Genomic DNA, 19787 nt, shown 5'->3' with positions numbered 1-19787 from the left:
TACGCCGGGTGCCAGGGTGATCAGGTCAAAGGTGATAGATGACGCTGTCGCAAGCGCGACATCTTTGCGCCTCCGCGCCTTTGCGCGAACCCGATCTTTTCGCCGCCTCAGCCGTCAAACAACCCGTCCTGGTTGCCCGCGGGCGGGTTCAGCCCCAGATGCTTCCACCCGCCTGCGTTGAGGCACCGCCCCCGCGCCGTCCGCGCCACCAGCCCTAGCTGGATCAGGTAAGGCTCGATCACCTCCTCGATCGTGTCGCGCGGCTCGCTCAGCCCCGCGGCGAGCGTCTCCACCCCCACCGGACCGCCGCGATAGATGTCGGCGATCATCGTCAGATAACGCCGATCCATCGCATCGAGCCCCAGCGCATCGACCTCCAGCCGGTTGAGCGCCGAATCGGCCGCGGCACGATCGACGATCGCATGCCCCGCCACGTCGGCGAAGTCGCGCACCCGGCGAAGCAACCGCCCCGCGATCCGCGGCGTCCCCCGCGCACGCCGTGCGATCTCGGTAGCCCCATCGGGCGCGATCGCCAGCCCGAGCAGCCCCGCCGCGCGCGTCACCACCCGCTCCAGTTCGTCGACCGTATAGAATTGCAGCCGCACCGGGATGCCGAAGCGATCGCGCAGTGGCGTCGTCAGCAGGCCCTGCCGCGTCGTCGCGCCGACGAGCGTAAAGCGCGGCAGATCGATCCGCACCGACCGCGCCGACGGCCCCTCGCCGATCATCAGGTCGAGCGCGCGATCCTCCATCGCCGGGTACAGCACTTCCTCGACCGCGGGTTGCAGGCGGTGGATCTCGTCGATGAACAGCACGTCGCCATCCTCGAGATTGGTGAGAAGCGCCGCCAGATCTCCCGATTTCGCGATCACCGGCCCCGACGTCGCGCGAAATCCCACGCCCATCTCACGCGCGACGATCTGCGCCAGAGTGGTCTTGCCCAGCCCCGGCGGCCCGAAGAACAGCACATGATCGAGCGCATCCCCACGCGCCCGCGCCGCCTGGATGAACACCCGAAGATTTTCCCGCGCCGCCCGCTGCCCGACAAAATCGTCGAGCGACTTCGGCCGCAGCGCCGCGTCGATATCTTCGGGCCGGCGCCCGGCATCGAGAACGCGGTCGTCGGTCATTGCGATTCCGTCAAGACAAGGCGGACGTCGCGCGCCTGATGGATGATGCGATCGATGATCACGAAATCGCTCTCGACCCGGTAGAAGATACGATGCGGCCGATGCGACAATGATCGTACGCCGAGTTCGAGATCCGGCCATTCCTGTCCGCCGAATGGCTGGTCGCGCAGCAGCCCGAACAGGCGACGAAATCCCTCGATGTGCGCAGCGGAGGCGATCGCCCCGTATTCGCGGGTTCCTACGCTACCGATGTCCTGCAAATCGCGCCGAGCCTTCGTGCTAAGACGGAGCTTAGCCATTCGGCTTGCGAATGTCGGCGATGATCTCGTCGAGGATGTCTTCGGGCTCCCGATCGACGATCCCCGACGCGATCCCCTCCTCGATCAACGCCCGGACGCGGCGCACGTCGGCCTCGTAGAGATGTTGGTCGCGTTCGATCAGCGCGCGCAAATAGTCGGCGGTGTCGGTAAACCCCTCGCGGGAGACCCGCGCATCGACATGACGCTGAAGATCGGCCGGCAGGGAAATGTCCAGGTGCGCCATGTTCCCGTTATAGTCTTGCGGTGACGAAGGGTCCAGCGGACAAGCCACTATCTTGCCGCCTTGCGCAGCGCCAGCCGCACGAGCGCGTCGAGGGTGGCGCCGGTGCCGAGCTCCTCCTCGGCGAGCGCGACGGCGTTGGCGGCTTCGGCGGGGCGGAAGCCGAGGTTGAGCATCGCCGACACCGCATCGGCGCCGGCCCCGCTCGGCGCCGGCATGCTCGCGGCGCCCGCGACCACGCCGAGCGCGCCGACCTTGTCCTTCAGCTCGCGCACGATCCGTTCGGCGAGCTTCGGGCCGACGCCGTTGGCGCGCGCCACCATCGCCTTGTCCTGCGAAGCGATCGCGCGGCTGAGATCGACCGGTTCGAACGCCGACAGGATCGCGAGCGCCACCCGCGCGCCCACCCCCTGCACGCCGGTCAACAAGCGGAACCAGTCGCGTTCGTCGATGCGCGCGAAGCCGACCAGTCGGATGAAATCCTCCGCGACCAGCATCTCGGTATGCAGCGTGCAGGCGTCGCCGACCGGCCCGATCGCGGCGAGCGTCCGCGACGATGCGCCGACCATGTAGCCGACGCCGCCGACATCGATCACGGCATAGTCGATGCCGGTGGCGTCAAGCCTGCCCTTCAGATGCGCGATCACGTCGGCCGCGGTACGGCAAGCATGCGGCGCCGTCACCTCGCAAAAGCGGCATTCTGACGCGTTGGCGCGTCAGAAGCGGATGCGGCGCGCGATGATCGGCGGCAGCAGTTCGTTCTTCAGCTCGTTCAGCTTCACCTGCCAGTCGCGCTTGTCCGCCGATCCCGGACGAACCTGGAACTGCGTGGTGTGCGAGCGCTTCGATCCGTCCCAGGTCGAGGTGTAGTAATAGAGCGCGATCGACTTGCGTGAGATTCCCTGGGGATGCGCGATCGGTTCGGGATTACCGTGCTGGCTGTTCGACGTGGTGTTGAAGATGACGCAGCGATTGAACAGCGGCACGATGTCGTGATGACGGGTCGTCATCGGCTCGTCCCACAGCTCGAGCGAGCCGCCATATTCCTTCTTCCAGTCCTTGTTCAGGTAGATCAGCACGTTGATCCGCCGTTCCAGGTTCATCGGCTTGTGGTGGTTGAAGTCGGCATGGACCGACAGATGCCCACCCTGCTTGATCTCGTGGATACCCGCACCCATGAAATAAGGGTCGGGGATCAGGCCCTTGATCCCGGTGATGTTCTCCATCAGCTTGATGAACGGCTTCGAATTGAACGAATAGAACAGCGCGCGAAGATCGTCGTCGAGCGTGTCGGGCTGATAGCTGGTCTTGAACCGCTCCTGCGGCCGATCGAACGTCGCCGCCTCTTCGTCGATCTTGAGCTGGTCGCAATGTGCCAGCACCTTGTCGAGCAGCGGTGCGGGCAGGAAATCGTCGATCACGATGTGCGGAAAGGGCGACGCCGCGTTATATCGCTCGGTCAGTTCGGTGCCGAGCGTCTGGCCGCCCATCGGCGCCATGTACCCGGTCCGCACGTCGATCAGCTCAACATAGCTCATCACTCAATTCCTTCGCACTGCAGCATCGGCGAAATAAGCGCGCTTCGGGCGTAGCGCCACCCGTTTCTTGGCCGATGCGGCCGCGAGCGTACCAGAATCAGCCACCGGCGTTGCGGCGGCGCTCCATGGCGCGGGCGCTGGCGAGATGATGCGCGTGGGTGATCGCGACCGCGAGCGCGTCCGCCGCGTCGGGGCCGGCGAGCTTGGCGCCCGGCAGCAGCACCGCCATCATCGCCTGGATCTGCCGCTTGTCCGCCCCCCCAGTGCCGACCACCGCCTTCTTGACGGTCGAGGGGTGATACTCGCCGATGTGCAGCCCCGCGCCAGCCGCGGCGAGCAGCACGACGCCGCGCGCCTGCCCCAGCTTGAGCGTCGATTGCGCGTTGGTGTTGCCGAGCACCTCCTCGACTGCGGCGCCGTCCGGGCGTTCGGCGAGGATGACGTCGATCAGCGCGGCGTGAAGATTGGTTAGCCGGCGCGGCAGCGCCATCGACGGGTCGGTCTTGATCTGGCCGTTGGCGATGTGGCTTAGCCGGTTGCCGTCGGCGTGGATCACGCCCCAGCCGGTGGTGCCGAGGCCGGGGTCGAGGCCGAGGATGATCATGAACCGATCCGGTTCACCCGTCGTACCGGGAGCACGGAGACAGGATTGTGCGCGCAGAGACGCGGAAGACGCAGAGAGATAGCAGAAGATCGGGTCGCGCCGGCGAACAGTCGGGTGTCGCTGGTCGGCGATGATGAAAGCCGCTGCGCGGAGCGAAACATCCTCTGCGTCCTCCGCGTCTCTGCGCGCACCTTCTGCTCCGCGTCGCCGCTTAGGCCTATCAACTCAGCCAAGCTTCTCCATCACCTCGTCCGACACTTCGTAATTGCCCCACACCGTCTGCACGTCGTCGTCGTCGTCGAGCGTATCGATCAGCTTGAACAGCGTCGTCGCGTCGCCTTCGTCGACCGCGACCATCGTCTGCGGGCGCCAGGCGAGCTTCGCGCCCTCCGCCTCGCCGAGCACCGCCTCGAGCGCCTTGGCGACCCCGTGGAGATCGCCCTGCGCGGTCCAGATCTCGTGGCCGTCCTCGCTCGACTGCACGTCCTCCGCGCCCGCATCCAGCGCGGCCTCGAACACCGCATCGGCGCTGCCGACGCTCGCGGGATAGGAGATCAGACCCATCCGGTCGAACGCGTGGCTCACCGATCCGCTCGCGCCGAGATTGCCGCCGTTCTTCGCCACCGCGGTGCGGACGTTGGTCGCGGTGCGATTGCGGTTGTCGGTCAGCGCCTCGATGATCAGGCTGACGCCGCCCGGGCCGAACCCCTCGTAGCGGATCTCCTCGTACAGTTCGGCATCGCCGCGACTGGCCTTGTCGATCGATCGCTGGATATTGTCCTTGGGCAGCGACGCCGCCTTGGCCGCCGCCACCGCCGCGCGCAGCCGCGGGTTCATGTCGGGATCGGGCAGGCCCATCTTCGCCGCCACCGTGATCTCGCGGCTCAGCTTGGAAAACAGCGAGCTGCGCTTCTTATCCTGCGCACCCTTGCGGTGCATGATGTTCTTGAACTTGGAATGGCCTGCCATGATTGCCTCTAGCGGAGTATCGCCTGCCTTTAGGCGGCAGGGGCGCGGTTCGCCAGCCCATCGATCTTCTCCTCGATCGCGGCCAGCCGTTCGAGGACACTGACGTCGATCTTGTGGTGGAGCCGCAGGATGTCGAGCTCGGCGCGCAGATTGGTCTCGTAGTCGAGGCTGGCGGCGAGCCGGTCCTTCGATGCCTGCCGGTTCTGGCTCATCATGATCACCGGCGCCTGAACCGCGGCGAGCGTCGACAGCATCAGGTTGAGGAAGATGTAGGGATAGGGATCGAACGCCGCCCCGAACCGCGCCAGCACGTCGGTGTTGAGCAGCATCCAGCCGAACAGCACCACCGAGAACGCGATGATGAAGCCCCACGAACCGCCGACCGCCGCGACCTTGTCGGCGAGCCGGTCGCCCAGGCTGGCGCGCGCATCCGATTCGTCGGCGGCGTCGCGGCTGACGATCGTGCCGCTGTCGATGCTGTCGAGGACGCGGCGCTCTTCCTCGTCGAGCGCATGGGCGGGCTTGTGCAGCAGGTGCAGGGCGAGATCGGCGAGCGCAAGCTTGGCCATTGGGTCGTTCCTCGATTCTGCGGACGGGGGGTCCCCTAGTCGCGGGGGACCGGTCGGGCAACCGGGCGCAAAGCGCTTGCCCCAGCCCCATCCGATCGGCCACACGCGGCGGCGATGACCGTCAGCGTAGACATGGGCAGCGACGAGCGCGGCGCGCCCGTGACCATGGATCTCGAAGAACTGCTCGCCACCCGCTTGCTCGTCCAGGGCAATTCGGGGTCGGGAAAGTCGCATCTGCTGCGTCGCCTGCTCGAACGCTGCGCCGGGCAGGTCCAGCAGGTGGTGATCGATCCCGAAGGCGATTTCGTCACGCTCGGGCCTCGCTACGGTCATGTCGTGATCGAGGCGGGCGACTATTCGCAAGCGGAAATCGCACGCATCGCCGGCCGGTTGCGCGAACATCGCGCCTCGGTGGTGCTGAGCCTCGAAGGCCTCGAGGCGGAGGGGCAGATGCGGTGCGCGGCGGCGTTCCTGTCGGCGCTGTTCGATGCCCCGCGCGACCATTGGTATCCGGCGCTGGTCGTCGTCGACGAGGCGCAGTTGTTCGCGCCCACGACCGGCGGCGAGGTCGCGGAGGAGGTGCGCCGCGCATCGCTGTCGGCGATGACCAACCTGATGTGCCGCGGGCGCAAGCGCGGGCTTGCCGGAGTGATCGCGACCCAGCGGCTGGCGAAGCTCGCCAAGAATGTCGCCGCGGAGGCGTCGAACTTCCTGATGGGGCGCACCTTCCTCGATATCGACATGGCGCGCGCCGCCGACCTGCTCGGCATGGAACGGCGCCAGGCGGAAGCGATCCGCGATCTGCCGCGCGGAAGCTTCCTGGCGCTCGGGCCTGCGGTTTCGCGGCGCCCGGTGACGGTCAAGATCGGCGCGGTCGAGACGTCGGCGCGCAGCGGCAGCCCCAAGCTGGTGCCGTTGCCGAGCGCCGCGCCTGCGGACCTGCAGGAGCTGGTGTTCGCGCCGGTGCCGCTCGCGCCGACCTTCGCCTTCACCGATCCGGTGCCGCGTCGCGTCGCCGCGGACGAGCTGATCGCCGAGCTCGCGCGGCCCGCGCCCGCCCCCCCCGAACCGGTCGCCGAGACGCCGCCCGAGGAGATCGAATCGATCTACACCGCGGTGATGCGCGCGATCGTCGAGGATCCCGAGGCGGCAATGCGCCCCGCGGCGGTGCTGTTCCAGGATTTCCAGGTGCGTTGCCGGATGGCGGGGCTTGCCCGGCCGGCCCTCGACCTGCCCGCCTTCGCCAAGCGGCTGAGCTGCGCGCGCGCGGGGATCTTCGACGTCACCGACGAGGAATGGCGCGACGCGCTGACGCTCGCCAGCGCGCTGCCCGACGACATGCTGGGCGCGTTCCTGCTCGTCGCGCGCGCCGCGCGTGAGGGGGAACCCTGCCCCTCGGATGCCGCGATCGCCGCGACCTATGGCACCAGCTCGCTCGGCCGCGTCCGCCGGCTGATCACCTATATCGAATCTCGCGACCTGTTCGTGTGCCGGACCGATCTGTCGGGTAAGCGATCGATCACGATTCCCCGGCTCGGCTGGACGACGGCGTCGAGCGAGGCGGCTTAGGCTTCCTCCGTCACCCCTCGACCAGCACCGACCGGTCGATCGCCGCGATGCTCGTCCGCGCGGTCAGCGCCATCGCCACCCGCATTTCCGCCTCGATCAGCCGCAGCATGTGCGCCACCCCGGCCTGCCCGCCGCCCGCCAGCGCGAACGCCCAGGCGCGGCCGAGCAGCACGCCCTTCGCGCCCAGCGCCAGCATCCGCACCACGTCGAGCCCCGAACGCACCCCGCCATCGACCATCACCGTCAGCTGATCCCCCACCGCCGCCGCGATCGGTGGCAGCGCGCGGGCGGTCGAGGGCACGCCGTCGAGCTGACGCCCGCCATGGTTGGAGACGATGATGCCGTCGGCCCCGCGCGCCGCGGCCTCGCGCGCATCCTCGACGTCGAGAATCCCCTTCACGATCACCGGCCCGTCCCATTCGCTGCGGATGAAGTCGAGATCGTGCCAGCCCACCGCCGGATCGAAATTGCCGCGCATCCAGGCGAAGAAATCCTCCAGCCCGCTATCCTTACCGAGCACCGGCGCAACGTTGCCCAGATGGTGCGGCCGGCCATGCACGCCGACGTCCCAGGCCCAGCGCGGGCGTTGCAGCGCCTGGAATGCCCGCCGCAGCGATCCCGCGAACCCCGGCGCACCCGCGAGGCCGGATCGATAATCGCGGTAGCGCGATCCGGGCACCGGCATGTCGACCGTGAACACCAGCGCATCGCACCCGACCGCGCGGGCCTGGTGCAGCAGGTCGCGCATGAAGCCGCGGTCGCGGATCATGTATAGCTGGAACCAGAAGGGCTTGGTGACGCCGCGCGTGACCTCGGCGATCGAGCAGGCCGACACCGTGGAGAGGCAGAACGGCACCCCCGCCGCCTCCGCCGCCCGCGCCGCCTGCACCTCGCCGCGCCGCGCGCCCATGCCGGCGAGCCCGATCGGCGCCAGCGCGACCGGCAGCGCCAGCCGTCGCCCGAACAGCTCGGTCGACAGGTCGATGCTGGACACGTCGGTCAGCACCCGCTGCCGCAGCGCCACCGCCTCGAGATCAGCGATGTTCCGGCGCAGCGTCACCTCGGCATAGGAGCCGCCGTCATAATATTCGAACAGGAATCGCGGCAGCCGGCGCCGCGCGATCTCGCGATAATCGAGCGTCGACGCCGCTTTCATCGATCCGTCCCGCCGTGATCTCGATGCCGCATCGTCTCGCACCCGTTCCGCAACCGATGGCCGTTGCCCGCGATGACGTTTACAGGTGAAACGCGACCGCTCCACACCCAATCGAAATCGAGGATCTGCCATGAAACTCTGCCGCTATGGCCCGCATGGACAGGAAAGGCCCGGCCTGGTCGATGGCGACGGCCGCCTCCGCGATCTTTCCGCCCATGTCGCGGATCTCACGCCTGCCGATATCGTGCCGTCGGCGATCGCGCGCTTGCGGGCGATCGATCCCGCCGCGCTGCCGCTGGTCGATGGCACGCCCCGATACGGCGTTCCGGTCGCGGGGATCGGCAAGTTCCTCGCGGTCGGGCTCAACTATGCCGATCACGCCGCCGAATCGAACCTGCCGGTGCCGCCCGAGCCGATCTTCTTCACCAAGGCGATCTCCTGCCTGGTCGGCGCCGGAGACGACGTCATGATTCCTCGCGAGTCGCGCAAGACCGACTGGGAGGTCGAGCTCGGCATCGTGATCGGCACCACCTGCCGCTATGTCGAGCAGGCCGACGCGCTCGATCACGTGGCTGGCTATGTGCTGGTCAACGACGTGTCCGAACGCGCCTTCCAGAAGGAACTCGGCAGCCAGTGGGACAAGGGCAAGGGCTGCGACACGTTCGGCCCGTGCGGCCCGTGGCTGGTCACCCCCGACGAGGTCGGCGACGTCCAGGCGCTCGACATGTTCCTCGACGTCAACGGCGAGCGGATGCAGACCGGCAACACCCGGACGATGATCTTCCCGGTCGCCGAATGCATCGCCTATGTCAGCCGCTTCATCACGCTCCACCCCGGCGACCTGCTGATCACCGGCACCCCCCCGGGGGTCGGCGAGGGCAAGAAGCCGCAGGCGATCTTCCTGAAGCCGGGCGACGAGATGCGTCTGGGGGTGACCGGCCTCGGCGAACAGCGCCAGCGCGTGGTGGCGTTCGACCTGGCGGCGCTGGGGTAAATTCAAGATCCTCCCTCGCGCAGCGGGGGAGGTGGCAGGCGTCAGCCTGACGGAGGGGGCCTCTCCACGAGAGCGGGCGCTTGCGGAGACGCCCCCTCCACCTCTCGCTGCGCGAGGGGTCCCCCTCCCCCGCTAAAGCGAGGGAGGAATTAGGGTCAGATCATTCCCAGTGCCTGCATATACACCTCGAGGATCGCCTCCTCCTCCTGATATTCTTCTTTCTTCTTCTTGCGGATCGACAGGATCTTGCGGATCGCCTTGGGGTCGTAGCCGCGGCCCTTGGCCTCGGCCATCACGTCCTTGATGTCTTCGGCGATGCCCTTCTTCTCTTCCTCGAGCCGCTCGGCGCGCTCGATCAGCAGCCGCAGTTCGTCCGCGGCGACCTGCCCGCCGCCCATGCCTTCTTGTCGTTCTTCAGCCATGCAGTCCCCCCGCCCACGGGCGAACGCCCGCGGTGTTTCTGATCGTCGAATGGAATACCGGACGGTCGACCCGCTCCGGTAGGCGGCTGCGTCTAGGCGCTTAGCCGGAGCGGCTCAAGCCGCGTTCTTCGCCATGCTCGCGTCCATCCGCGCGATCTGTTCGGGGGTCGCGTCCGCCTGATGGCGTGCCTTCCACTCGGCCTGCGGCATGCCGTAGATGATCTCGCGCGCCGCCGCCTTGTCGAGCCCGCCCGCTTCCTCGATCCAGTCGGACAGGCAGTTGCGGCAGAAGCCCGACAATCCCATCAGGTCGATGTTCTGCGCATCGGTCCGGTGGCGCAGGTGCAGCACCAGCCGGCGGAAGGCCTTGGCCGCGACGGCATCGTCGAGCTGGTCGAGTTTATCGGTCATGTCGTCCTCTAAGGTTGATCAGGATGAGATAGGAGCTAGAGGTGCTGGCGGCAAAGCCCCAGGAGCCGCAATCACATGACGAAAGCTATCGCGCCCCGCTCGCGGAAAGTGCGCGTGCTCGCAACCCTTGGGCCCGCGAGCAACACCCCCGAGATGATCGCCACCCTGTTCCAGGCGGGCGCCGACGCATTCCGCGTCAACATGAGCCATGGCGACCAGGCGTCGAAGATCGCGGTGATCAAGGCGATCCGCAGTCTCGAAAAGCAGTTCGGCCGGCCGACGACGATCCTCGCGGATTTGCAGGGGCCGAAGCTCAGGGTCGGCAAGTTCGCGGGCGGCCGCACCGAGCTGACGACCGGCAGCCGCTTCGTCCTCGATCGCGACAACACGCCGGGCGACGCCACCCGCGTCGAACTGCCCCACCGCGAGATCTTCGCGGCGATCGAGCCCGGCGCGAGGCTGTTGCTCGACGACGGCAAGCTGGTGCTCCGCGTCACCGATCACGGACCCGACCGGATCGAGACCCGCGTCGAGGTCGGCGGCGCGCTGTCGGACAACAAGGGGCTGAACGTGCCCGACGTCGTCGTGCCGATGGCCGCGCTGACCGAAAAGGATCGCAGCGATCTCGCCTTCGCGATCGAGCAGGGCGTGGATTGGATCGCGCTCTCCTTCGTCCAGCGCCCGGAGGATCTCGCCGAGGCGCGCAAGCTGATCGGCGGCAAGGCCGCGCTGCTCGCCAAGATCGAGAAGCCCGCGGCAATCGAACGGCTCGAGGAGCTGGTCGAGATGTGCGACGGCGTGATGGTCGCGCGCGGCGATCTGGGCGTCGAACTGCCGCCCGAATCGGTGCCGCCGCTCCAGAAGCGGATCGTCGAGACCTCGCGGCGGCTCGGTCGTCCGGTGGTGGTGGCGACGCAGATGCTCGAATCGATGATCAAGTCGCCGTCGCCGACGCGCGCGGAGGTTTCCGACGTCGCCACCGCGATCTACGACGGCGCCGACGCGATCATGCTGTCGGCGGAAAGCGCCGCGGGCGACTGGCCGGTCGAATCGGTGACGATGATGAACGCGATCGGCGACGCGGTGGAACGCGATCCGATGCACGGCGATCGCATCCACTTCACCGTTACCCGGCCCGACCCCACCACCGCCGACGCCCTGTCCGAAGCTGCCAAGCAGATCGCGCGCACCGTGTCCGCGGTCGCGATCATCTGCTTCACCACGTCGGGCTCCACCGCCCGCCGGATCGCGCGCGAACGGCCGTCGGTGCCGATCCTGGTGCTGACCCCGAAGCTCGAGACCGCCCGCCGCCTCGGGCTGCTATGGGGCACGCATGCGGTCCACACCCGCGACGTCGAATCGTTCGAGGAGATGGTCGCCAAGGCCAAGCGCACCGCGCTGCGCCAGGGCATCGCCAAGGCCGGCGACCGCGTCGTCGTGATGGCCGGCGTGCCGTTCCGCACCCCGGGCTCGACCAACGTTATCCACGTCGTCGGCATCGTCGGCGACGAGTTGAAGAACTACAAGGGCGACGCCGCCAACGCGTGACCGAGCAGCCGATCGTCGCGCGTGAGCAGCTTCGCCCCGAGCTGCTGCGCGTGGACGAGGAGCATCTCGTCGAACGGATCGGTATGCGCGATCGGCGGGACGAGCGGCGCTGTATAGTCGGCCGGGCTCAGCGTGGCGAGCTGCACGCCATTGTCGCCGCAGAAGCGGATCGCGTCGGCCGGATCCAGTTCACCCTTGCGCTGCCCACTGGCGAAGAACGACTGCCATTTGATCCGCAGTTCACAGATCGTCACGACCGAGACGATCGCTTCGACCTCCGGACTGCTGATCAGCGCGATCTCGGCGGGTCTCAGCTTGCGCGTGTCCCGGATCAGCCAGATGAGGATATGCGTGTCGAGGAGCAGCCTCATCGCCTGTCCGTCGCGTCCTCATCGTCGAAATAATCGGGTCCGAAGATCTCGCGTGTCCACGCCGGATCGTCGAATTGCTTGCGCCACGCGTCGTCGAGCTCGGTGTCGCCCCTTTCGAAGCCGTTTTCCTCACGCCATCGCTGGATGCGCGCGAGATCGAGGCCGCCCTTTTTGACCGTAGGCGGCCCGAGTTCGGCAACAGCCTTGCCGTTCTTGGTGATGGTGACGCGTTCGCCGCGTTCCGCCGCGGCAAGCGCGGTGGCGAATTGAGCGCGGGCTTCGCGGACGGATAATTCCATGACGACCTCCGAATCGTGTACGCCGTGTACACGATGCTGGGCGTTCAGCCAAGCAGGCCAAGATCCTGCAGCTGCCGCCGCAAGGTCGGCTCGTCGGTGAAGTGCAGCGCGATCAGCCCGACCGCCGCGGCGCCGGTGATGTTCGCCTCATTGTCGTCGATGAACACCGTCCGCTCGGCAACCAGGCCGAACCGGTCGAGCGCGAGCCGGTAGATCGCAGCATCGGGCTTCACCAGCTTCTCGTTCCCCGACACCACGATATCGCGAAAACGATCGAACATCGCCGATTCGCGCGCGCGAAACGGGGGCCAGAACTCGCCGGAGAAGTTGGTGATCGCGTAGAGCGGCACGCCGCCCGCGTGCAGATCGTCGACCAGCGCGGGCATGCCGCGGATTGGCGCGCCGATGCTCTCCAGGAAGCGTGGTCCCCAGGCCGCGATCAACGCCTCGTGCTGCGGGTATTCGCGAGTCAGCTCGACGGAGGTGTCCGCGAACGATCGCCCGGCGTCGTGCTGAAAATGCCAGTCATGCGTCACGACGTCGCGCAGGAACGCGTCGAGCGCCCGATCGTCGTCGATCAGGCGCTCGTAGAGGAACCGCGGGCTCCAGTCGTACAGGACCCGGCCGACATCGAAGATGACGGCCGTGGGCAGCGAATCGCTCAGCCCTGGCGCGCCTTGAAGCGGCGGTTGGTCTTGTTGATCACATAGGTACGGCCGCGGCGACGGATCACGCGGTTGTCGCGGTGGCGATCCTTCAACGACTTCAGGGAATTGCGGATCTTCATGATCACGTTCGCTTTACTGTCTTGGAGAAAAGGAGGCTAATCTGGGTGTCGGTAGAAAGCGCGATCGCGTAGAGATGCGTCCCCGGATAGTCAAGCAACGCAGGGGCGCGCCGGACGTTATACCGGCACAACAAGACGGAAAGTCGCGCCATGATCACCCGCAATCTCCTCGCCCTCGGGCTCGCCGCCGTCACGGTCGCGGGCTGCACCACCGCCGGTCCGCTGCCGCCGACCAACGTGGTGCGCTATCATCTCGGCGCACCGATCGCGCGCGGCACCGTTTCGGTCGAGCCGGCGACCGCGCCCGGCGTGCCCGCGAGCCTCGAGTTCAAGACCTATGCCGCGGCGGTCGAGAGCCAGCTGCTGAAAGCGGGCTACACGCTGCCGGCCACGGGCGCGACCCCCGACTATATCGCCACAGTCGGCTTCATCCGGCGCGAGGCCGCGGGCCCGCCGCGCCGCTCCGCGTTCAGCATCGGCCTGGGCGGCGGTTCGTTCAGCGGTGGCCGTAACGGCGGCGTCGGCCTCGGCGGCGGTGTCGGCATCCCGATCGGCGGCGGCGGTGCCAGCACGGTGCTGGTCGCCGAGCTGGCGGTGACGATCAAGCGCCGGGTCGATCAATCGCCGATCTGGGAAGGCCGCGCGCAGGGCGTCAGCGACATCAAGAGTGCCGACCAGCAGGCCGGCAAGCTCGCCACCGCGCTGTTCACGGGGTTCCCCGGCGAATCGGGTCGCACTATCGAGGTCCGATGACCGAACCCGACGCCATTGCCGCCTCCGCCACCATTCTCGCCATCAACGCCGCCTTCGACGGCGGCAACATCGAACTGGTCGCGATCGAGGGCGACCGGATCGATCTGAAGATCGCGAAGGATCATCGTTCCGACTTCTATCAATGGTTCTCGTTCAGGGTTGCCGGCGCGCGCGGGCGCCGGCTGACCTTCCGGATCGTCAACGCCGGCGGCTCGGCCTATCCGTTCGGCTGGCCGGGCTACAAGGCGCGCGCCAGTACCGACCTCCGCGACTGGCGGATGATCGAGACGCGCTATGCCGATGGCGTGCTGGAGTTCGACCATGACGGCGACACCGACCTCGCCTGGTTCGCCTATTTCGCGCCCTATACGATGGCGATGCACGACGCGCTGGTCGCACGGATCGCGCTGCGGCCAGGTGTCACCCACCGCCAGCTCGGCACCTCGCTCGACGGGCAGGCGATCGATTACTTCCGGATCGGCAGCGGCGCCAAGCCGGTCTGGCTCTATGCCCGCCAGCATCCCGGCGAATCGATGTGCGAATGGTGGATGGAGGGCGCGCTCGACTGGCTGACCAGCCCCGCCGCGGCAGATCTGCTGGCTACGGCGACCGTCCATGTGGTCCCGAACATGAATCCCGACGGCACCCGCCGCGGGCACCTGCGTACCAACGCCGCTGGAGTGAACCTCAACCGCGAATGGAACGCGCCGACGCTCGAGCGCAGCCCGGAGGTGCTCTGCGTCCGCGACGAGATGGACCGGACGGGGGTCGTCTATGCGATGGACGTCCACGGCGACGAGGCGATCCCCGCCAACTTCATCGCCGGCTTCGAAGGCATCCCCAGCTGGACCGACGAGCGCGGCGAAAAGTTCTACGAATTCGGCCGCCGGCTCGCCGCGCATACCCCCGATTTCCAGACCGACAAGGGCTATGAGAAATCCGCGCCCGGCCGCGCCAATCTGTCGATGTCGACCAATCTCGTCGCCGAACGCTACGGCGCGGTGTCGATGACGCTGGAGATGCCGTTCAAGGATCACGATCCGAACCCGGACGCCGAGTTCGGCTGGTCGCCCGAGCGATCCAAGCGCCTCGGCGTCGCCTGCCTCGAAACGCTCGCGGGCATGATCGACGAGCTGTGATCGAGGTCCGCCCCGACCACCCGGCCTCGCCTGCGCTCGCCGCGCTGCTGGCGATCCATGTCGCCGGTGCGCGGGCGCATACGCCCGCCGAAAACGCCCATGTGCTCGATGCGGGCGGGCTCGCGGCCGCATCGGTGACGCTGTGGAGCGCGTGGGACGGTGACGAACTCGCCGGCTTCGGCGCGTTGAAGGAGCTCGCGCCGGATCATGGCGAGGTGAAGTCGATGCGTACCGCCGCCACGCACCTGCGACGCGGCGTCGCTGCCGCGATCCTCGCGCGGATCGTCGCCGAGGCGCGGGCACGCGGTTACGCACGGCTGAGCCTGGAGACCGGCACCGCGCCCGCATTCGACGCCGCCAATCGCCTCTACGAATCCGCCGGCTTCGTGGACGGGCCGGTCTTCGGCGGCTATCCGGCGAGCCCGCACAATCGGTTCATGTCCCTCGACCTCGGAGCATAGATGCCAAAGCTCGTCCTCATCCGTCACGGCCAGTCGGCCTGGAACCTCGAGAACCGCTTTACCGGGTGGTGGGACGTCGCGGTCACCGACCAGGGCGTCGCCGAAGCCAAGGCCGCGGGCGCGCTGATGGCGGCCAAGGGTCTCGATTTCGACATGACCTTCACCTCGCTCCAGACCCGCGCGATCAAGACGCTCGACTTGGCGCTGGAGGAGATGGACCGGCTGTGGCTGCCGGTCGAGAAGGATTGGCGCCTGAACGAGCGGCATTATGGCGGGCTGACCGGGCTGAACAAGGCCGAGACCGCGGCCAGGCATGGCGACGAACAGGTCCATGTCTGGCGGCGCAGCTTCGACGTGCCGCCGCCGCCGATCGAGTCCGGCAGCGCCTACGACCTGTCGCACGATCGCCGCTATGCCGGCATCGCCGTTCCCGCGACCGAGAGCCTGAAGGACACGATCGCGCGCGTGCTGCCTTATTGGGAGGAGCGGATCGCGCCGGCGCTGCGCGACGGCCAGCGGGTGCTAATCTCCGCGCACGGCAATTCGCTCCGCGCGCTGGTCAAGCATCTGTCGAAGATCCCCGACGACGAGATCACCGCGCTGGAGATCCCGACCGGTCAGCCGATCGTCTACGATCTCGACGACGCGCTGAATGCGGTCGATCGCTATTACCTCAGCGAGCGGTAAGGCCGGCGTCGTTCTCTGATCAGTCCGCGAACAGCAGCACCGGCGTTTCGAGGTAACGCTTGAGCGCCTGGACGTAGCTCGCCGCGTCCCAGCCGTCGACGACGCGGTGGTCGCAGCTGATCGACAGGTTCATGCACTTGGCGCGGACGATGTCGTCGCCGCGGAACACCGGCTTCTCGACGATCTTGTTCGGGCCGATGATCGCGACCTCGGGCCGGTTGATCACCGGAGTCGTCGCGATCCCGCCGAGCGGCCCGAGCGAGGTCACCGTGATCGTTCCACCGCCCATCTCGCTCGGCGCCAGCTTGTTGGCGCGCGCCGCCTCCGCGAGCCGGCCGATCTCGGTCGCCAGCTGCCAGACGTTGCGGTCCTGCGCATCGCGGATCACCGGCACCGTCAGCCCGGCATCGGTCTGCGTCGCCATGCCGAGATGGACCCGCCCGCTGCGCGTCACCACCCCCGCCTCGTCGTCGTAGCGGGCGTTGAGCATCGGAAAGTCGGGCAGGCTGCGACAGATCGCGACGATCATCAGCGGCAGCATCGTCAACTTCGGCCGCCCGCCGCGATTGGCGTTGAGATCGGCGCGCATCGCCTCCAGCGTTGTGACGTCGATCTCGTCGACATAGGTGAAGTGCGGGATCGCGCGCTTCGACGCCGCCATGTTCTCGGCGATGCGGCGGCGCATGCCGATGACGCGAACCTGCTCGTCCTCGCGTGCGCGGCTGGCGCCCGGCGCCTGATAACCCTGGCCAACGCCGTAGCGCAGGAACGCGTCGAGATCGGCATGGCGGATGCGGTCGGAATCGGACTTCACCTGGGCGAGATCGACGCCGAGCGCGCGGGCGCGATCGCGGACGGCGGGGGATGCTAGCACCTTCTGATCCTCCCCGGGACGGAGCATCGGGTCGGATCGTCCCCCGGACGATCCGACCCGATGCTGGGGACCGCCAGCCGCAGGCTGGGGGTGGAGGGGCGGTGCCGTAGGCGCAGCAGCTTGTGGGGACTCTTCAGACCGGGGCGCTTGCGGCGCTCCCCCTCCACCACCGGCTTTGCCGGCGGTCCCCCTCCCCGTTTCGGGGAGGATTTTCGCTTCCTCGACCCCAGGGTTTTCCGCTTCGTATTGTTCCGCGGTCTCGACCTGCGCCGCCGTCGCGGGCGCCGCGACCACCGCGTCGTCCTCGACCACCGCGTCGGTCTCGATCACCACCAACGCCGCGCCGATCGCGACCTGATCGCCGACCTCGCCCGCCAGTTCGACGACGATGCCCGTCACCGGGGACTCCATCTCGACCGTGGCCTTGTCGGTCATCATGTCGGCGACCTGCTGGTCCTCCTCGACCCGGTCGCCGACCGCGACGTGCCACGCGACAATCTCGGCTTCGGAGATGCCTTCGCCGATATCCGGCAATTTGAAGGTGAAGCGTGCCATCGTCAGTCCTTCATGATCTTCTTGAGCGCCTCGCCGATGCGCACCGGGCCCGGAAAATAGGCCCATTCCAGGCTGTGCGGATATGGCGTGTCGAAGCCGGTGACGCGCTCGATCGGCGCCTCCAGATGGTAGAAGCAGCGTTCCTGCACCAGCGCCGACAGCTCCGCGCCGAAGCCGCTGGTCCGGGTCGCTTCGTGGACGATCATGCAGCGCCCGGTCTTCTTGACCGACTGCTCGATCGTCTCGATGTCGAGCGGCACCAGCGTCCGTAGATCGATGATCTCGGCGTCGATCCCCGCATCGGCGATCACCGCCGCGCAGACGTGCACCATCGTGCCGTAGGCCAGGATCGTCAGCGCCTCGCCCGCGCGCACCACGCGCGCCTTGCCGAGTTCGACGCGGTAATGGCCGGTCGGCACCGCGCCGTCGGGGTGCTTCGACCAATTCTCCGCGGGGCGATCCCAATAGCCGTTGAACGGGCCGTTGTAGATCCGCTTGGGCTCGAAGAAGAGCACCGGGTCGTTGTCCTCGATGGCGGCGATCAGCAGCCCCTTGGCGTCGTAGGGTGTCGACGGGATCACCGTCTTCACGCCGGAGACGTGGGTGAAGATCCCCTCGGGCGACTGGCTGTGGGTCTGGCCGCCGAAGATGCCGCCGCCGAACGGCGACCGGATCGTGATCGGGGAAGTGAACTCGCCCGCCGATCGATAGCGCAGCCGTGCCGCCTCCGACACCAGCTGGTCGAGCGCCGGGTAGATATAGTCGGCGAACTGGATCTCCGGCACCGGGCGCAGGCCGTAGGCGCCCATGCCGACCGCGACGCCCATGATCCCGATCTCGCTGATCGGCGTGTCGAACACCCGGGTCTTGCCGTGCTTGGCCTGGAGACCCGCGGTGGCGCGGAACACCCCGCCGAAATAGCCGACATCCTCGCCCATCACGATCACGGTCGGATCGCGCTCCAGCATCACGTCCATCGCGGAGTTGATCGCCTGGATCATGTTCATGCGCACGGTGTCCACGGGCGCGTCCTGAGCGTCGCTCATGCCTTGCGATCCCATGGCCGGCCCGACGCGGTCTCCTCGTCGAGCATCTGTTGGCGCTGCTCCTTCAGATGCCAGGGCATTTCCTCGAACACCCCGTCGAACAGCGTGTCGAGCGGCTGGTGCAGGCCATGGCCGAGGATGCCGTTCTTCTCGGCCTCCTTCTGCGCCGCCTTCACCTCGTCGGCGACTTCCTTGTCCTGCGCGGCGTGGCGCTCCTCGTCCCATTCGCCGATCGCGATCAGGTGATCCTTCAGCCGCTTGACCGGGTCGCCGAGCGGCCAGGCATTGGGCTCACCCGCGGAGCGATACTGGCCCGGATCGTCGGAGGTCGAATGACCCTCGGCGCGATAGGTGAAATGCTCGATCAGCGTCGGCCCCTGGTTGGTCCGCGCACGCTCCGCCGCCCATTGCGTCGCCGCATAGACCGCGAGCGCGTCGTTGCCGTCGATCCGCAGCCCGGCAATGCCGTAGCCGACCGCGCGCGCCGCGAACGTCGTCGCCTCGGCCCCCGCGAACCCCGAAAAGCTGGAGATCGCCCACTGGTTGTTGACGACGTTCATGATCACCGGCGCGCGGTAGACGCTGGCGAAGGTGCAGGCCGAATGGAAGTCGCCCTCCGCGGTCGATCCTTCACCACACCAGACCGCCGAGATCCGCGTGTCGCCCTGCGCCGCCGAAGCCATCGCCCAGCCGACCGCCTGCGGATATTGCGTCGCGAGGTTGCCCGAGATCGAGAAGAAGCCGGCTTCCTTTACCGAATACATGATCGGCAGCTGCTTGCCCTGCAGCCGGTCGCCCTTGTTCGAATAGATCTGGTTCATCATGTCGACGAGGCTCCACCCCCGCGCGATCAGCAGCCCCTGCTGGCGGTAGCTGGGGAAGCACATGTCCTCGTAATCGAGCGCCAGCGCGGCGGCGACGGATACCGCCTCCTCGCCAAGCGACTTCATGTAGAAACTGGTCTTGCCCTGCCGCTGCGCGCGAAACATCCGTTCGTCGAATGCGCGAAGCAGCGCCATGCTGCGCAGCATCTTGCGCAGCATATCGGGGGAAAGCCGCGGATTCCACGGGCCGACCGCCTGGTTGTCCTCGTCGAGCACCCGCACCAATGTATAGGACAGGTCGGTGAAGCTGCTCGCCGCGTCGGCGGTGTCCGGGCGGCGCTGCGCCCCCGCCGACGGCACGTCGACCGCGGCGAAATCGACCTCGTCGCCGGGCCGGAACTTCGGCTCCGGCACGTGCAGCGACAAGGGCCGCAGATTGGCGCGCGGAATATCGCTGGCCACGTTCTTCTCCACTCGGCGCCGACTCCCGTGCGGCCAGACGCTCACCAGCGCCTCTCGGACCATTGTAATTAAATTTCAA

25 protein-coding genes are annotated in these 19787 nt (G+C 67.6%); 7 read left to right on the top strand and 18 right to left on the bottom strand.

Going from position 1 to position 19787, the window contains the following annotated elements:
- Window positions 1-107: 107 nt before the first annotated feature.
- From ruvB to ACT009_RS12715, 8 genes are all read right to left on the bottom strand, one after another.
- Window positions 108-1130 (bottom strand): Holliday junction branch migration DNA helicase RuvB, encoded by a 1023-nt coding sequence (gene ruvB / locus ACT009_RS12750; RefSeq protein WP_445191441.1) that lies wholly within the window; start codon window positions 1128-1130, stop codon window positions 108-110.
- Window positions 1127-1429: a type II toxin-antitoxin system RelE/ParE family toxin gene (locus tag ACT009_RS12745; RefSeq protein WP_445191440.1), complete on the bottom strand. Its 303-nt coding sequence runs from the start codon at window positions 1427-1429 to the stop codon at window positions 1127-1129. Before ACT009_RS12745 ends, ruvB begins: the two co-directional genes overlap by 4 nt.
- Complete coding sequence (locus tag ACT009_RS12740) at window positions 1422-1673, bottom strand: ribbon-helix-helix domain-containing protein (RefSeq protein ID WP_445191439.1); 252 nt, start codon at window positions 1671-1673, stop codon at window positions 1422-1424. The genes ACT009_RS12745 and ACT009_RS12740 overlap by 8 nt, the downstream gene beginning before the upstream one ends.
- Window positions 1674-1720: 47 nt before the next feature.
- A complete protein-coding gene (gene ruvA, locus ACT009_RS12735; RefSeq protein WP_445194092.1) occupies window positions 1721-2317 on the bottom strand; it encodes a Holliday junction branch migration protein RuvA in 597 nt (198 codons plus the stop codon).
- A 69-nt stretch (window positions 2318-2386) separates the two neighbouring features.
- The gene (locus ACT009_RS12730) at window positions 2387-3208 is read right to left on the bottom strand and encodes a 2OG-Fe(II) oxygenase (RefSeq protein WP_445191438.1); all 822 of its coding nucleotides are present in this window, start codon (window positions 3206-3208) and stop codon (window positions 2387-2389) included.
- Window positions 3209-3305: 97 nt separating this feature from the next.
- The gene (ruvC, locus tag ACT009_RS12725) at window positions 3306-3812 is read right to left on the bottom strand and encodes a crossover junction endodeoxyribonuclease RuvC (protein WP_445191437.1); all 507 of its coding nucleotides are present in this window, start codon (window positions 3810-3812) and stop codon (window positions 3306-3308) included.
- A gap of 225 nt (window positions 3813-4037) precedes the next feature.
- A complete protein-coding gene (locus ACT009_RS12720) occupies window positions 4038-4781 on the bottom strand; it encodes a YebC/PmpR family DNA-binding transcriptional regulator (protein WP_445191436.1) in 744 nt (247 codons plus the stop codon).
- 29 nt (window positions 4782-4810) lie between these two features.
- Window positions 4811-5350, bottom strand: a complete 540-nt coding sequence (locus ACT009_RS12715) for a DUF1003 domain-containing protein (RefSeq protein WP_445191435.1) — start codon at window positions 5348-5350, stop codon at window positions 4811-4813.
- A 114-nt stretch (window positions 5351-5464) separates the two neighbouring features.
- Between ACT009_RS12715 and ACT009_RS12710 the strand changes: the two genes are divergently transcribed.
- On the top strand, window positions 5465-6919 hold the full coding sequence (locus ACT009_RS12710; protein ID WP_445191434.1) for an ATP-binding protein: 1455 nt from the start codon (window positions 5465-5467) through the stop codon (window positions 6917-6919).
- Window positions 6920-6929: 10 nt separating this feature from the next.
- Here ACT009_RS12710 and lldD read toward each other — a convergent pair whose 3' ends face one another.
- Window positions 6930-8075 (bottom strand): FMN-dependent L-lactate dehydrogenase LldD, encoded by a 1146-nt coding sequence (lldD, locus tag ACT009_RS12705; RefSeq protein WP_445191433.1) that lies wholly within the window; start codon window positions 8073-8075, stop codon window positions 6930-6932.
- Window positions 8076-8205: 130 nt separating this feature from the next.
- On the opposite strand from lldD, the gene ACT009_RS12700 reads away from it, so the two are divergent.
- Entirely contained in the window at window positions 8206-9069 is an 864-nt protein-coding gene (locus ACT009_RS12700; protein ID WP_445191432.1) for a fumarylacetoacetate hydrolase family protein, read from the top strand.
- A gap of 155 nt (window positions 9070-9224) precedes the next feature.
- Here ACT009_RS12700 and ACT009_RS12695 read toward each other — a convergent pair whose 3' ends face one another.
- Together ACT009_RS12695 and ACT009_RS12690 are read right to left on the bottom strand one after the other, a co-directional pair.
- Complete coding sequence (locus ACT009_RS12695; protein WP_445191431.1) at window positions 9225-9491, bottom strand: DUF2312 domain-containing protein; 267 nt, start codon at window positions 9489-9491, stop codon at window positions 9225-9227.
- Between the two features lie 114 nt (window positions 9492-9605).
- Window positions 9606-9902, bottom strand: coding sequence for a DUF1244 domain-containing protein (locus tag ACT009_RS12690; protein ID WP_445191430.1), 297 nt, complete (start codon window positions 9900-9902; stop codon window positions 9606-9608).
- Window positions 9903-9977: 75 nt separating this feature from the next.
- On the opposite strand from ACT009_RS12690, the gene pyk reads away from it, so the two are divergent.
- Window positions 9978-11450, top strand: coding sequence for a pyruvate kinase (gene pyk / locus ACT009_RS12685; protein ID WP_445191429.1), 1473 nt, complete (start codon window positions 9978-9980; stop codon window positions 11448-11450).
- Here pyk and ACT009_RS12680 read toward each other — a convergent pair.
- The 4 genes from ACT009_RS12680 to ykgO are packed head-to-tail and all read right to left on the bottom strand — an operon-like array spanning window position 11423 to window position 12907.
- On the bottom strand, window positions 11423-11821 hold the full coding sequence (locus ACT009_RS12680) for a type II toxin-antitoxin system VapC family toxin (RefSeq protein ID WP_445191428.1): 399 nt from the start codon (window positions 11819-11821) through the stop codon (window positions 11423-11425). The genes pyk and ACT009_RS12680 overlap by 28 nt on opposite strands.
- A complete protein-coding gene (locus ACT009_RS12675) occupies window positions 11818-12120 on the bottom strand; it encodes a type II toxin-antitoxin system prevent-host-death family antitoxin (RefSeq protein ID WP_445191427.1) in 303 nt (100 codons plus the stop codon). The genes ACT009_RS12680 and ACT009_RS12675 overlap by 4 nt, the downstream gene beginning before the upstream one ends.
- Window positions 12121-12164: 44 nt before the next feature.
- Window positions 12165-12773 (bottom strand): HAD family hydrolase, encoded by a 609-nt coding sequence (locus tag ACT009_RS12670; RefSeq protein ID WP_445194091.1) that lies wholly within the window; start codon window positions 12771-12773, stop codon window positions 12165-12167.
- 8 nt (window positions 12774-12781) lie between these two features.
- A complete protein-coding gene (gene ykgO, locus ACT009_RS12665) occupies window positions 12782-12907 on the bottom strand; it encodes a type B 50S ribosomal protein L36 (RefSeq protein WP_003046794.1) in 126 nt (41 codons plus the stop codon).
- 150 nt (window positions 12908-13057) lie between these two features.
- Here ykgO and ACT009_RS12660 point away from each other — a divergent pair, with 150 nt between their 5' ends.
- Genes ACT009_RS12660 through gpmA form a run of 4 tightly spaced genes read left to right on the top strand, consistent with a single transcriptional unit; the run spans window position 13058 to window position 15947 of the window.
- The gene (locus tag ACT009_RS12660) at window positions 13058-13660 is read left to right on the top strand and encodes a DUF4136 domain-containing protein (protein ID WP_445191426.1); all 603 of its coding nucleotides are present in this window, start codon (window positions 13058-13060) and stop codon (window positions 13658-13660) included.
- Window positions 13657-14799, top strand: a complete 1143-nt coding sequence (locus ACT009_RS12655; RefSeq protein WP_445191425.1) for a M14 family metallopeptidase — start codon at window positions 13657-13659, stop codon at window positions 14797-14799. Before ACT009_RS12660 ends, ACT009_RS12655 begins: the two co-directional genes overlap by 4 nt.
- Window positions 14796-15260 (top strand): GNAT family N-acetyltransferase, encoded by a 465-nt coding sequence (locus ACT009_RS12650; RefSeq protein WP_445191424.1) that lies wholly within the window; start codon window positions 14796-14798, stop codon window positions 15258-15260. Before ACT009_RS12655 ends, ACT009_RS12650 begins: the two co-directional genes overlap by 4 nt.
- Window positions 15261-15947: a 2,3-diphosphoglycerate-dependent phosphoglycerate mutase gene (gene gpmA / locus ACT009_RS12645; RefSeq protein WP_445191423.1), complete on the top strand. Its 687-nt coding sequence runs from the start codon at window positions 15261-15263 to the stop codon at window positions 15945-15947.
- A 19-nt stretch (window positions 15948-15966) separates the two neighbouring features.
- Here gpmA and ACT009_RS12640 read toward each other — a convergent pair whose 3' ends face one another.
- The 3 genes from ACT009_RS12640 to ACT009_RS12630 are packed head-to-tail and all read right to left on the bottom strand — an operon-like array spanning window position 15967 to window position 19708.
- Window positions 15967-17376, bottom strand: a complete 1410-nt coding sequence (locus tag ACT009_RS12640) for a dihydrolipoamide acetyltransferase family protein (protein ID WP_445191422.1) — start codon at window positions 17374-17376, stop codon at window positions 15967-15969.
- 2 nt (window positions 17377-17378) lie between these two features.
- On the bottom strand, window positions 17379-18383 hold the full coding sequence (locus tag ACT009_RS12635; protein ID WP_445194090.1) for an alpha-ketoacid dehydrogenase subunit beta: 1005 nt from the start codon (window positions 18381-18383) through the stop codon (window positions 17379-17381).
- 35 nt (window positions 18384-18418) lie between these two features.
- A complete protein-coding gene (locus tag ACT009_RS12630) occupies window positions 18419-19708 on the bottom strand; it encodes a 3-methyl-2-oxobutanoate dehydrogenase (2-methylpropanoyl-transferring) subunit alpha (protein WP_445191421.1) in 1290 nt (429 codons plus the stop codon).
- Between the last annotated feature and the right edge of the window lie 79 nt (window positions 19709-19787).

The sequence above is a fragment of the Sphingomonas sp. Tas61C01 genome (assembly GCF_052567495.1).
This window is presented reverse-complemented; position numbering and strand designations above follow the sequence as displayed.